Annotated in this window: 12 protein-coding genes; 10 read left to right on the top strand and 2 right to left on the bottom strand. The window is 28.6% G+C overall.

The window, feature by feature from the left end; genetic code table 11:
* The first annotated feature begins 12 nt into the window (after positions 1–12).
* The 5 genes from hemW to dnaJ all read left to right on the top strand — a co-directional run bounded on the left by hemW (position 13) and on the right by dnaJ (position 6,145).
* Entirely contained in the window at positions 13–1,155 is a 1,143-nt protein-coding gene (gene hemW, locus I2H23_RS00540; RefSeq protein WP_195580851.1) for a radical SAM family heme chaperone HemW, read from the top strand.
* Between the two features lie 99 nt (positions 1,156–1,254).
* Positions 1,255–2,271 (top strand): heat-inducible transcriptional repressor HrcA, encoded by a 1,017-nt coding sequence (gene hrcA / locus I2H23_RS00545; RefSeq protein WP_195580852.1) that lies wholly within the window; start codon positions 1,255–1,257, stop codon positions 2,269–2,271.
* 18 nt (positions 2,272–2,289) lie between these two features.
* Positions 2,290–2,847, top strand: coding sequence for a nucleotide exchange factor GrpE (gene grpE, locus I2H23_RS00550; RefSeq protein ID WP_207741676.1), 558 nt, complete (start codon positions 2,290–2,292; stop codon positions 2,845–2,847).
* A gap of 156 nt (positions 2,848–3,003) precedes the next feature.
* The gene (dnaK, locus tag I2H23_RS00555) at positions 3,004–4,842 is read left to right on the top strand and encodes a molecular chaperone DnaK (RefSeq protein WP_195580853.1); all 1,839 of its coding nucleotides are present in this window, start codon (positions 3,004–3,006) and stop codon (positions 4,840–4,842) included.
* 148 nt (positions 4,843–4,990) lie between these two features.
* Positions 4,991–6,145, top strand: a complete 1,155-nt coding sequence (gene dnaJ, locus I2H23_RS00560) for a molecular chaperone DnaJ (RefSeq protein WP_195580854.1) — start codon at positions 4,991–4,993, stop codon at positions 6,143–6,145.
* A 125-nt stretch (positions 6,146–6,270) separates the two neighbouring features.
* Here the strand turns inward: dnaJ and I2H23_RS00565 are convergent, their stop codons facing one another.
* Together I2H23_RS00565 and I2H23_RS00570 are read right to left on the bottom strand one after the other, a co-directional pair.
* Entirely contained in the window at positions 6,271–7,458 is a 1,188-nt protein-coding gene (locus I2H23_RS00565; RefSeq protein WP_195580855.1) for an SAM-dependent methyltransferase, read from the bottom strand.
* 107 nt (positions 7,459–7,565) lie between these two features.
* Positions 7,566–8,108, bottom strand: coding sequence for a hypothetical protein (locus tag I2H23_RS00570; protein WP_092927156.1), 543 nt, complete (start codon positions 8,106–8,108; stop codon positions 7,566–7,568).
* A gap of 249 nt (positions 8,109–8,357) precedes the next feature.
* On the opposite strand from I2H23_RS00570, the gene I2H23_RS00575 reads away from it, so the two are divergent.
* From I2H23_RS00575 to I2H23_RS00595, 5 genes are all read left to right on the top strand, one after another.
* Positions 8,358–9,296: an ROK family protein gene (locus I2H23_RS00575; RefSeq protein ID WP_092927154.1), complete on the top strand. Its 939-nt coding sequence runs from the start codon at positions 8,358–8,360 to the stop codon at positions 9,294–9,296.
* Between the two features lie 348 nt (positions 9,297–9,644).
* Positions 9,645–10,658, top strand: coding sequence for an ABC transporter substrate-binding protein (locus tag I2H23_RS00580; RefSeq protein ID WP_195580856.1), 1,014 nt, complete (start codon positions 9,645–9,647; stop codon positions 10,656–10,658).
* A 10-nt stretch (positions 10,659–10,668) separates the two neighbouring features.
* Positions 10,669–11,760 carry a FecCD family ABC transporter permease gene (locus I2H23_RS00585; protein WP_243248158.1) on the top strand — a complete coding sequence of 364 codons (1,092 nt, stop codon included), beginning with the start codon at positions 10,669–10,671 and terminating at the stop codon, positions 11,758–11,760.
* On the top strand, positions 11,760–12,527 hold the full coding sequence (locus I2H23_RS00590) for an ABC transporter ATP-binding protein (protein WP_166504925.1): 768 nt from the start codon (positions 11,760–11,762) through the stop codon (positions 12,525–12,527). Before I2H23_RS00585 ends, I2H23_RS00590 begins: the two co-directional genes overlap by 1 nt.
* Positions 12,528–13,478: 951 nt before the next feature.
* The gene (locus I2H23_RS00595; protein WP_166504926.1) at positions 13,479–14,540 is read left to right on the top strand and encodes an SH3 domain-containing protein; all 1,062 of its coding nucleotides are present in this window, start codon (positions 13,479–13,481) and stop codon (positions 14,538–14,540) included.
* Positions 14,541–14,592: the final 52 nt, after the last annotated feature.

The following is a 14,592-nucleotide window of genomic DNA, read 5'->3' on the forward strand; positions in this document are numbered from 1 at the left end:
GGAGAAAAATAAATGTTAGGATTATATATACATATTCCATTTTGTGTGAGTAAGTGTAACTACTGTGACTTTAATTCATACAAATTAGATGTAAACTTAAAGAAAAGATACATAGATGATTTAAAAAAGGAAATGGAACTTTATAAGAAAGATATAGAAAAAGAAAATTATGAAAAAGAAATATGTAGTATATTTTTAGGGGGAGGAACTCCAAGCATACTAACATCTAATGAAATTGAAGAAATATTTAATAATATTTATAAGAACTTCAATATAAAGGATAATGCTGAAGTAACTATGGAGTGCAATCCAGGAACATTAACAAGAGAAAAATTAGAAACTATGAAAAAGTGTGGAGTAAACAGATTAAGTATAGGTCTTCAGGCAGTACAAAATAATAAACTAAAGGAAATAGGAAGAATCCATACATATGAAGAGTTTGAGAAAAATTATAAAGAAGCTTTAGATGTTGGTTTTGATAATATAAATGTAGATTTAATGTATGCACTTCCAAATCATAACATTGATGAATGGAAAGAAAGCTTAGAAAAAATTATTTCATTAAACCCATCACATATATCAGCGTATTCACTTATATTAGAAGAGGGCACAAAGTTATATGATATGTATGAAGACAATGAATTTGAACTTATAGATGAAGATACAGATATAAATATGTATAATCACACAATAAATTACCTAAAACAAAATGGGTACAATCAATATGAAATATCAAACTATTCAAAGCCAGGTTTTGAGTGTAAGCATAATATACTATACTGGAAGTGTTATCATTATATAGGGTTAGGTGCAGGGGCATCTGGATATCTAGGAAATAGTAGATATAATAATGTAGAAAATCTAGATGAGTATCATAATATGATAGAAAAAAATGAAAAACCTATAAGTAATTTAGAAAATTTAAGTATAGAAGATAAAATACAAGAAAAAATATTTATGGGACTTAGAATGAATGAAGGGATATATTTTGAAGACTTTAAAAAAGAATTTAATATAGAATTCAAAAATAAATATAATAAGCAAATTGAGGATTTGAAAAATAAAAACTTAATAAAAGAAAGTAAATTAGGTATTAATCTTACTCAAAAAGGACGAGAAATATCAAATTCTGTATTTGTTGAATTTATAAATTAATTAGAAAGTGTTGACAAGAATAAAATAAAATGATATATAATATATATAATCTTTTTAGCACTCGAAAGTAGTGAGTGCTAACAGCGAGGAGTGAAGGTGATGGAATTAAATGAAAGAAAATTAAAGATCCTCAAAGCTATAGTTAAAGATTATATAGAAACAGCTGAGGCTGTAGGCTCACGAACTATATCAAAAAAACATGACTTAGGTGTAAGTGCTGCTACTATAAGGAATGAAATGGCTGACCTTGAAGAATTAGGATATTTAATCCAGCCACATACCTCGGCAGGCAGAGTTCCATCTGAGAAAGGATACAAGCTTTATGTAGATTCTCTTATGAGTCAAAGTGAACTTAGTGATGAAGAGAAAATTTTAATAGAGAGTTGTATAAATAAAAATGTTAATGATATAAGAGATTTAATTCATGAGACTTCTAAGCTATTGTCAGAAATTACTAATTATACAACTGTAGCTGTTACTAAAAACTTAGTTAATCAAAGTGTTATAAAACACATACAGTTAGTTAGTATGAGTGATAACAACATTTTATTAATAGTTGTTACAGATAAAGGTGATATAAAAAATGTAAATTTAGCTACTAACACTCATTTAGATCAATCAAAATTAAACATAATTTCTGACAATCTAACTAGAAAATTATCAGGAAAAAGTATAGTTGATTTAGATGAAAAACTTATAGCATTTATAAAATATGAAATAAGTGAACATGCAGTGTTAATAGATGAATTAATAGATGCACTAAATTTTGATGCCAATGATGATACATCAATTTCACTAAGTGGAGCAACTAATATATTCAACTATCCTGAATTTAATGATGTACTTAAGGCCAAGTCATTTTTACATATGCTAGAACATAAGGAAATGATATCTAGTATGGCTAAGTCAAAAGGTATACAGAAGGATAATGTTAATATAATCATTGGTAGTGATAATGATTTTGAGTTAGCGCAAGATTGTAGTATAGTTACAGCAACTTATAATATAAGTAGAGATCTAGTAGGGCGTATAAGTTTTATAGGGCCTACAAGAATGGACTATGCTAAGATTTATACAATTGTTAATTATATGAGTTTGATTTTTAACAAAAAATAGATTAAGGGGTGTAACATATTGCAAGAAAATAATTTAGAAAAAGAAAATGTAAAAGAAGAATTAGAAACTTCAAGTGAAATTGAAGAAACGACTGAGGAAGTTGTAGAAGACAATGTTACAGATATAAATGACAAATTAGAAGAAAATAAATTAAGAGAAGAATTAGAGGCTCTTAATGATAAGCATCAAAGACTTCAAGCAGAATATGCAAACTATAGAAGAAGAACAAATGAAGAAAAAGAAACTATAGGATTATTTGCAAATGAAAAAATACTAAACGATATAATACCTGTTATCGATAGTATGGAAAGAGCTTTAGAAGCTTGTGATGACAAAGAAGGAAGTATGTACCAAGGAATAGACTTAGTATATAAGCAACTTCAAGGAATACTTACAAAGTATGGAGTTGAAGCAATAGAAGCTGAAAATGCAGACTTTGATCCAAATTTACACTTAGCAGTAATGCAAGAAAGTGTTGATGGAGTTGAAGCAAATAAGGTTGTAATGGTACTTCAAAAAGGATACAAACTAGGAAATAAAGTATTAAGACCAAGTATGGTTAAAGTATCTTGCTAGTTTGATATAAATAGCAATAAAGTTTAAGAATTTAGCTAAAATATATCTTATGTTCTAGCAAAATTAGAACTTAGATATTTAAATATATAAAATAAATAATAACTAAATTCTATATAGAATAAAAATCATAAAAAATTATTTAGGAGGAATTTGGTCATGGGAAAAATAATAGGAATTGACTTAGGAACAACAAACTCTTGTGTAGCGGTATTAGAAGGTGGAGAACCACAAATAATAACTAATGCAGAAGGTATGAGAACTACTCCATCAGTAGTAGCATTTACTAAGGACGGAGATAGAATAGTAGGGGAGCCTGCAAAAAGACAAGCTGTTACAAATGCAGATAGAACTATAATATCAATAAAAACTCACATGGGAACAGATTACAAAGTTAATATAGATGGTAAAGATTATACACCACAAGAAATATCAGCTATAATCTTACAAAAATTAAAAGCAGATGCAGAAAGCTACTTAGGGCAACCTGTAACTGAAGCTGTTATAACAGTTCCAGCATACTTCACAGATGCTCAAAGACAAGCAACAAAAGATGCAGGTAGAATAGCAGGACTTGATGTTAAGAGAATAATAAATGAGCCAACTGCTGCTGCACTTGCTTATGGTATGGATAAGTTAGACCAAGATAAAAAAATATTAGTATTTGACTTAGGTGGAGGAACATTTGACGTTTCAGTTCTTGAAATAGGAGATGGAACTTTCGAAGTTTTAGCTACTGCTGGTAACAACAGATTAGGTGGAGATGACTTTGACCAAGTATTAATAGACTACTTAGCTGAAGAATTCAAAAAAGCTGAAGGTGTAGACTTAAGAAATGATAATATGGCTCTTCAAAGATTAAAAGAAGCTGCTGAAAAGGCTAAAAAAGAGTTATCATCAACAATGACAACTAACGTAAACTTACCTTTCATAACAGCTACTGCTGAGGGTCCAAAACACTTAACTATGGATATATCAAGAGCTAAGTTTGATGAGTTAACTGCTCATTTAGTAGAAAAAACTATGGAACCAACAAGAAGAGCATTACAAGATGCAGGTCTTTCAACTTCTGATATAGATGATGTATTATTAGTTGGTGGTTCTACAAGAATACCAGCTGTTCAAGAAGCTGTTAAGAAATTCATAGGAAAAGAACCACACAAAGGATTAAATCCAGACGAATGTGTTGCTGCAGGTGCTGCTATACAAGCAGGTGTATTATCTGGAGATGTTAATGATTTATTACTTCTAGATGTTACTCCATTATCATTAGGTATAGAAACTATGGGTAACGTAATGACTAAAATAATAGAAAGAAATACTACAATACCAACTAAGAAGTCACAAGTATTCTCAACTGCTGCTGATAACCAAACTGCTGTTGATATACATGTTCTTCAAGGTGAAAGAAGTATGTCATATGATAACACTACTTTAGGTAGATTCCAATTAACTGATATACCACCAGCTCCAAGAGGAATACCTCAAATAGAAGTTACTTTCGATATAGATGCTAACGGTATAGTTCACGTTACTGCTAAAGACTTAGGAACTGGAAAAGAGCAAAAAGTTACTATAACTTCTGGAACTAATTTAAGTGAAGAAGAAATAGAAAAGAAAGTTAAAGAAGCTGAAATGAATGCTGAAGCTGATAAGCAAAAGAAAGATAAAATAGAAGCATTAAACCAAGCTGATTCAACTATATACCAAACAGAAAAAACTTTAAATGAATTAGGTGACAAAGTAAGTGCTGAAGATAAGAGTGCTATAGAAGCTGCAATAGCTGAACTTAAGGCAGTTAAAGATAAAGAAGAGTCAACAGGTGAAGAAATAAGAAAAGCTATGGATGAAGTTATGAACAAATTCCATAAAGTTTCTGAAATGATGTATCAACAAGCACAAGCTGAGGCTGGGGCTCAAGGTGGAGAAGCTGGTCAAGGTGCTCAAGACGATAACGTTGTAGATGCTGACTTCACAGAAGTAAATGATGAAAAATAGGTTACGAAAATATATAGTTTAATATATAATAGAAAAGAGTATCTTTTCATAAGTAGATAGTTATATACTAATACTTAAAAATAATAATAGCTTGTAGTATGATATTCTACAAGCTATTATTTTGTAATAATAAAGGTGGTGACAAATAATGAGTGCTAAGAGAGATTATTATGAGGTGCTTGGTGTAGATAAAAGTGCCGATGCTCAAGCCCTTAAAAAAGCATATAGAAAACTTGCTATGAAGTATCACCCAGATAGAAATCCTGGTGATAAAGAAGCAGAAGAAAAATTCAAGGAAATAAATGAAGCGTACGAAGTATTATCAGATGATAGTAAAAGACAAATGTACGATCAATTCGGACATGATGGTGTAAACGGTCAAGGAGGATTTGGTGGCCAAGGAGGATTTGGTGGTCAAGGATTCGGTGGATTTGAAGATATATTTGGTGACATGTTTGGTGATATATTCGGAGGTGGATTTAGCGGTGGTAGAGCCAGAAGAAGAGGTCCAGAACGTGGAGCAGATATAAAACAAAGTGTTAGTATAAGTTTTGAAGAATCTGCATTTGGAAAAAAAGTATCTGTAAAGATAAATAGAAGTGAAGAGTGCGAAGAATGCCATGGAAGTGGAGCTAAGCCAGGAACATCTAAGAAAACTTGTCCAACATGTAATGGTACTGGAGAAGTTAGAACTGTTCAAAGAACTCCATTTGGTAATATAGCATCAAGTAGACCTTGTAGTGCTTGTAATGGAGAAGGTGAAGTTATAGAATCACCATGTCCAAAGTGTCACGGTAAGGGATATAATAGAAAAGTTAAGACTATAGAAGTTGATATACCAGCAGGTATAGATGATGGACAAATGATAAAATTATCAGGTCAAGGTGAAGTTGGATCTAAAGGTGGACCAAGAGGAGATTTATATATAATAGTTAATGTTAAACCTCATCCATTATTTACAAGAGAAGGAACTGACATATACTTTGATATGCCAATAACATTTGTTCAAGCTGCATTAGGAGATGAAATAGAAGTTCCAACACTAGATGGAAAAGTTAAGTATACAATACCAGAAGGAACTCAAACTGGAACTGTATTTAGACTAAGAGAAAAAGGTATACCAAGACTTAGAGGTAACTCAAGAGGTGACCAATATGTTAAGGTTATAGTTGATACTCCTAAGAAATTAAATGAAAAGCAAAAAGAAATACTAAGAGAATTTGCTAAAGAATGTGGAGAAGATGTTCACGAAAAGAAAAAGACTTTTGGACAAAAAATAGAAGACATGTTTAAAAGAAAGTAATTTATAAACAAGTAAATATAACAAAAGATAAAAGAGACATAGTTTAAACTATGTCTCTTTTTTTTAAAAATGTACACATTTCATAATATAATTTAAAAAATTATAGAATAAAATTTACTCATTTTTTAATCTTTATAAATATATTCTCTTGTCATACTTATTTCATTATTAACACCTTTGCTCATTAAGATCTGATGTAGGTCTATAACTCCATTATTAAAACAAGCAGCACAAGAAGAAAGGTATAAGTCCCACATTCTTACGAATTCTTCATCAAACATATCCTCTACAACATCTCTTTGTTTATCAAAGTTTTTATACCACTCAACTAAAGTTTTAGTATAATGTCTTCTTAAACTTTCAACATCTAATGTATAAAAATTATATTTAGGAAGTAAGTCTATAATTTCACGTAGTGAAGGAATAACTCCACCTGGGAATATGTATTTTCTAATCCAAGCATCGCCAGGAGATTCAACTAAACCACTTATATAATGTAATAAGAATAACCCTTTAGGTTTTAATACACTATTTACATTTTTAAAGTATAAATCATAGTGTTCACGACCAACATGTTCTAACATACCAACACTTACAATTTTATCAAACATCATACCAGATGTTTCAAGATTTCTATAGTCCATAAGTTTTACTTGTAAATAGTCTTGAAGTCCTTCCTCTACTATTCTTTCATTAAATCTTTTATATTGTTCCTCACTTAGTGTAATACCAGTTCCTTTAATTTTATATTTCTTAGCGGCTTCTATAAGAAGATATCCCCAACCACATCCTATATCTAGTAAAGTTTCACCTTCTGATAGATCTAATTTTTTTAAAATATGATGTATTTTGTTCATTTGAGCTTGGTATAAAGTATCATCATCATTTTCGAAGTAAGCACAAGAATAACTTAAAGTATCGTCTAGCCAAAGGCTATAGAAATCATTTCCTATATCATAGTGAGAACAAACCTCTAATTTTTGATTCTTTTCATTTCCTGCTTTATGGAATAGTTTTGATAATTTTGCAAAGTTAGTATGAAAATGTTCTTTTTGACAGCTAAATAAAGCATCTAAGACTAGTAGTAAATCACCATCAATATCAATATCTTTTTTCATGTATGCTTCCCCTAAAGCCAACGATGTACTATTTAATAAATTTTTTTTACTAATTGGCTTATTAAAGTAAACCTTAAACTTAGGCTCATCTTGCCCAATTAAGAATTCTTCTCCATCCCAAAGTTTTACCTCAAATGTACTTGAGTCAAGTTTTGAAAGAAATTCTTTTATAAATATTTTGTCTATGCTGTTCATAATAATTTTTCACCTCTATAAAAACCATACCCCAAAATTACCCTATGAAAACAAAATATTATATAAAAAATAGAAATATATTTAAATACATTCCTATTTTTTTAATTTTATATAGATATTATCGCTAATGTTTGAAGTTGGGTAAATATACCCTGAGAAAGGTCTGAGATAGTTTTTTTATTCATATCCATCTCCTTTAAAGCCAGGAATGTTATGAATGCATTTAATAAAACTTTTTCATAAATATAAAAGTATGTATATTTATCGTTTAAATACTCTTTATTTCTTATAGATTCATTTATAAGATTAAGTTCATCAACTGTAGCATGAGTTACTGCCATAACAGTAGTTGAATCTATATTTTCATCTTTTACTGATTTAAATTTTTGAAGTGAGAAAGTATTTAAATCTACTAAAACTTTATGTATATCTTTAAAATTTTTGTCTTTTAATTCATCCTTAGTTTTTATTAACAAAATATTAGAACGGTTTGTTATATCATCTATTTTTTCCTTATAAAATCCAAGTAGTGAATTTAATTTTATATTGTCTTCTATTTCTTTATTACCATCTTTAAGTTGCAAATTCTTATATTTATCTGATACTTTTTGTATATCTTTAAATAACTTTAATCTCTCAAATCTTTCCATAATAAACCCCCTTAAGTTGTTATTATATATACTATATAGTATAAATCATTGGAAATATATAATAAAGAAAATGTTTTTTTAGATTGTATTTTCAATTGAAAAGGAATTTATTTTTAGAAAAAAATAAATAATTTAAATTTTGGTAAAAAAATTAATAATATAAGATAGAATTAAATTAAGGTAGCATTTATAATATAATTAAGTTAAAAAATTACCATGTTATAATTAGATTTACTAAGGAGGAGAAGCATGTATTTTGTAGGAGTGGATATTGGAGGAACAGGAATACAAGCAGGGATAGTTAATGAAAATGGTGAAATACTTTTTAGAAAAGAGTGTAAGACTAATTCTTTAGATGGATTTGAAAATGTTATGAATGATATAGAATATTTAGTGAGGGGATTACTAAAAGAAAATAATTTAGATATGAGAGATATAAAGTCTATAGGATTTGGTGTACCAGGTTTTATAAATAAACAAGGTATGGCAACTGCTGTAAACTTAGGTTGGAAAGACGTTAATTTTATAGAGTCTTTAAAAAATAAATTTAATGAGATTGATGTATATGCTGAAAACGATGCAACAGTTGCAGCATTAGCAGAAGCTAAATCAGGTAGTATGAAAGGAAAAAATTGTGCTGTTATGTATACACTAGGAACTGGTGTAGGCGGTGGAATAATAATAAACGGTAAAGCATTTTCAGGTGCACATGGTATGGGATCTGAACTAGGACATGTTATCATAGGTGAGAATTACTTTGACTGTAATTGTGGAAATAACGGGTGTTTAGAAACCTTTTGCTCGGCAACAGCCATAATAAAGTATGCACAAAGGCTAATAAATGAAGGAAGAGCAAGTATAATATTAGATATGGCAAATGGTAATGCAGAAGATATAAATGCTAAAATAGTGTTTGATGCTTATAGAGAAAATGATGAAGTGGCAGTAGAAACTATAAATAGATTTAAACTTTACTTATCTAAGGCAATAGCTAATATGGTAAGTACATTAGACCCAGATATAATATCACTAGGTGGAGGAGTGTCAGGAGCTAGTGACATTATACTTCCTGGATTAAAAGAATTAGTAAGAGAGCAGCTTGTATTCAAAAACAATGAATTTGCAGACATAGTATGTGCAAATTTAGGAGCCGATGCGGGTATAATAGGAGCAGCATTTTTAAGTTAAAAATAAACATAACTATCTAAAAATAAATCTTAAGAAAAAATATTCTTAAGATTTATTTTTATGTAAATTTTTAAAGGCAATACTTAGGACATAGTGTTTTTAAATTTTTATTTAGAGCTAACATTAAAATAAAGTGATTATACTTTTATTATAAAAACTTTTGCAAAAGGTTTATATCCCAAAATAAATACATAATTAGTAGATAAAATTTGAACAAATATTAAATTTATATAAGATGTCCTAAAAATGACACAATAACGACATAATTGTTCGTAAATTTCGACAATAAAACAAAATAAATGTGTGTTATAATATCAATAGTTAAATGACAAAATTTGGGGGAATAATATGAAAAAATTGAAAAAAAGTATAGCTATAATATTAAGTTCTATAATGATACTAGGAATAACAGGATGTAGTGGAACAAAAACTGAAAAAACTGAAAGTGATGTAAAGTCATCAAGTAAAACTAATTCACATTATCCAGTTACTATAACAACTCATAATTATAAAAAAGAACCAGTAGAAATAACTTTTGAAAAAGAGCCAGAAAATGTTGTTGCTATATATCAAAACTCAATAGAAACTATGTTAGCATTAGGGTTAGAGGATAAAATAAAATTAGCAGCAGGACTTGATCATGAAGTTAAAGATGAATATAAAAAAGCTTTCTCTAAAATAAATTATTCAGACCAATTTGCGCCAGATAAAGAAACTGTATTAATGGAGCAACCAGACTTTATATTATCTTGGCACTCTTTATTTGATGACAAGAAGTTAGGTGATGTTGATTATTGGCACAAAAATGGTATAAATACATATATGGCTCTAAATAGTGGAGTGGCTGAAGAAAGAACCGTTGAAAATGAAATTACAGATATACTAAACCTAGGAAAAATATTTAATGTAGAAGATAAAGCTGAGAAAATAACTGATGAAATAAATACAAAGATAGGTGAAGCATCTAAAAATGTTAAAGGCCAAAAAGAACAAACAACTTTAATAATAGAGTATATGGATGGTAAGATATATACTTATGGGGCAAAAACTTTAGGTGGAGATATGGTAACTAGATTAGGTGGTAAAGTATTAAATCCTGAAGGTGGAAATATTGGAGAAGAAGATTTAATAAAATTAAATCCAGATTCAATATTTGTCGTTTACATGAACAGAGGAGATGAAAAAGCAGGGCAAGAAGAAGTTGATAAAATACTAAAAAATCATGCTCTTTCAAGCTTAAAAGCAGTAAAAAATAATAGAGTTAACCCTATACCACTAGGAGATATGTATTGCAGTGGGATAAGGACAATAGATGGAATAAATGTATTTGCAAAAGGATTATATCCAAACTTAAATAAGTAGGAGCAACTTTATGGAGAATAGAATGAATCTATCATCAAGTAAGAAAAAATTATTTAAGGAGACACCTATATATATAGGTGTTTCTGTTGTATTATTAGTATTATTATTTTTATCGATAGGATTTGCTGTAACAATCGGTTCAGTAGATATAAGCATTCGAGAAGTTTACACTATTATAATAAATAAGATATTTAATTTAAGTCAAAATGAAGTAATATCAAATGGCGCAGTTCATGATGTAGTATGGCTTATAAGATTACCAAGAATAGTTCTTGCTATTGCAGTTGGAATAGGTTTATCTGTAGTTGGAATAGTTATGCAAGCTATAGTAAAAAACCCATTAGCAGACCCATATATATTAGGAGTATCATCAGGAGCATCACTAGGTGCAACATTAGCCATAATGTTAGGAGTTGGAAGTGTATTTGGTGGAAACTATATTGGGATTGCAGGGTTTATAGGAGCATTTGCAGTATCTATATCAGTCTTAATTATATCTAATATAGGAGGAAGAGCAAACTCTGTAAAATTATTATTAGCAGGTATGGCACTTAGTTCTGTATGTAGTGCATTTTCTAGTTTTATAATTTATATCACAGATGACGCACAAGGTGTGCAAAAGATAACTTTTTGGCTTATGGGAAGCCTAGCTGGTGCTAAATGGGAACAAATAGTATTTATACTTCCTTCTATATTAATTGGGTTAGTATTTTTCGCTACTCAATCTAGAATTTTAAACTTAATGTTACTTGGGGATGAAGTTGCAGTTACGCTAGGAACTGATCTTCATAAATATAGACATTTATACCTTATTATAACCTCTCTTATGATAGGACTATTAGTTTATTCATCTGGAATGATAGGATTTGTAGGTCTTATTATACCTCATATAGTTAGAATGATATTTGGTACAGATCATAAAAAATTAATTCCAGTAGCTTCTATATTAGGTGCAATATTTTTGATATGGGCAGATGTATTATCAAGAAGTATAATAAAAGGAACGGAAATACCTATAGGAATTCTTATATCTATTATAGGCTCACCTTGTTTTGTTTGGTTAATGATTAGAAAGACTTATGGTTTTGGAGGTAAAAGTTAATGAACATAAAAACAGAAGGTGTAAAACTAAGTATTGGTAACAAAAACATATTAAAAGGAATAGATATAAATGTTGAAAATAAAGAATTTGTTGGAATAATAGGTCCAAATGGGAGTGGAAAATCCACTCTCTTAAAATGTATTTACAGAAATTTAAAGCCATCTAGCGGAGTTATTATGTTAGGTGATGAAAACCTATCAACTATACCTATTAAGGAGAGTGCTAAGAAACTAGCTGTATTATCTCAACATAACTATTATGATTTTGATTTTAAGGTGTATGATATTGTTCTTATGGGAAGATCACCTCATAAAAAGATAATGGAGAGAGATTCTAAAGAGGACTTTGAGATTGTTGATGCTGCTTTAGAAAAAGTAGGTATGACAGATTTTAAGGAAAGAAGTTTTAATACTTTATCAGGAGGAGAACAACAGAGGATAATACTAGCAAGAGCACTTGCTCAACAAACGGATTGTTTAGTATTAGATGAACCTACAAATCATTTAGACATCAAGCATCAATTACAATTAATGAGTATTGTAAAAGGGTTAAATATAGAAGTAATAGCTGCAATACATGATTTAAATATTGCATTAATGTACTGTGATAAAATATATGTTTTAAAGGATGGAGAAATTATAGCATATGGGACTCCTAGTGAGGTTATGACTAAAGAACTTATAAAAGAAGTCTACGAAGTTGATGCTATAATTAACAAGGATGAAAATGGTAAATTAGTGAGTATTTCTTATAATATATATAAGTAGGTAAATAAATAATATATAAATAAAGTAGTAGTTTTAATAGGATTTAAAACTACTACTTTTATATTTGAAGATATTGTTTAATTATTGTACAAAAGTCAAAAAATTCGTTCTTTATAGTTTACTTATACTTTAAAAATAACTTAATAGACTTAAATTATAAAATTTATATTAAATATAAAAAATAAATATATTTTACAGGTTTCATTTTAAATAGAAGAAAAAATTGAAAAAAATAATAAAAAATAAGGTGGATATCTTGAAATAACTAGGTTTTATAAATTAATTTACATGGATATCTATAAACTTATTTTAGTATTAAATATTAGTATAAATTAACAGATAAAATAACACTGATATAAGACTTTAAATCATATAATATCGTTAATTTTTTATTAAATATTTTATCATTAGATGATTTTATACATGAATATTTTTTATAAGTTGTTAAGAGTAAATTATTATCAACTAAGAATGGTAAAAGCTAAAAAAGCAAAAGTTACAGCTTAATTTGACTATAAATTTAATATATAAATTTAATGTTTTTAATAAAATTTATATATGAATATAAAAATAAAAAATGAAGCTAATATTGTAACTATTTTTTACTAATTACTAGTAAAAATAATAGTTAGTAAGTATGATTAAAATAGCTATTTAGGCAAAAATTTATGCTTAAATAGCTATTTTTTAAAAAAAATTTTTTAAAATTTTTTAGCAAAATCTAATGTTTAAGAAACGTTGGAACTTCAATAGATTAAGACTGTTACAATTTGTAACTAATTTGTTACCCTTTTTTAATTTTTGCCTAAAATGGTGTTTACAAATCCTAAAAAGTGTATTAAGATTAATAACAAGTTAAGAAAAGTTACAAAAAAGTAACAAACAAAAGAATATGAATTAAAAAATATGAGATAGTTAATAATATATAATTTTACTTATTAGGAGGTTTTTATGAGTTTGAAAAAGAGAATGAATAAATCAACGATATTGGCATTAGGATTAGTAATAGGTGGGATGTACGCATCAGCTGGGAATATATATGCAGATAACAAAGTGGAAGTAAATTCAGATAAAAAACAAGAAATGAAAATAGAAAACAATGAAATAGTAGTTGCAGATATATTAAATATAAGAAAAGGACCATCTGAAGATGAAGACAAAATAGGTGCTTTAAAAGAAGGTTCTGTCGTAGAAGTATTAGAAACTAAAGATGGATGGGATAAGATAAAACTTTCTGATGGAAAAGAAGGTTGGGTAAGTGGTGAATTTACAGTTAAAGAAAAAGCTAAGGTAAATGTAGATGAATTAAACTTAAGAAAAGGACCATCTACAGATGAAGAAAAGTTAGAAACATTAAAGAATAATACTGTTGTTGAAGTGTTAAAAACAGCAGAGATTAAAGATGAAAATAAAGATACAAAAGAAGTATGGCACCAAGTTAAGTTAGTAGAAGATGAAGCTACAAAATCAGAAAAAGAAGCTTCAAATGATGATAAAAAAGAAGAAAAAACTGGTTGGGTTTCTGCTGAATATGTATTAACAGAATCTCAAGAAAGAAAGCAAAAAGAAGAAGAGGCTAAAAGACAACAAGAATTAGCTCAAATGCAACAATTAGAAAGAGTAGAAAAAGTAAATAATGTAGTATCAAATACTACGTCAGATAGTCCAAAGACTTCAGCAAGTAAATCTAATGTAGTTGAGAAAAAAGAGCCAGTTAAGGAAGAGAAAGCTACATCAAACACTAAAGGGCGTAAACTTACTGTAAATGCAAGTGCTTATTCAGGACATAGCATAACAGCTACAGGAACTACTCCTAAGTGGGGAACAATAGCAGTAGATCCATCTGTTATACCTTATGGAACTAAAGTTTATATACCTATGTTTGACAAAGTATTCGTTGCAGAAGACTGTGGTGGAGCTATAAAAGGTAATAAGATAGATATATTCATGGGTAGTGAGCAACAATGTACAAACTTTGGTAGACAAAATATAGAAATACAAATATTAGGATAAATATAAATTGAAAAAGCCAAGATTAAATTAATTTAATCTTGGCTTTTGTTTA

Source organism: Romboutsia sp. BSD2780061687b_171204_C1 (genome assembly GCF_015560225.1).
Classification (GTDB): Bacteria; Bacillota; Clostridia; order Peptostreptococcales; family Peptostreptococcaceae; genus Romboutsia_C; species Romboutsia_C hominis.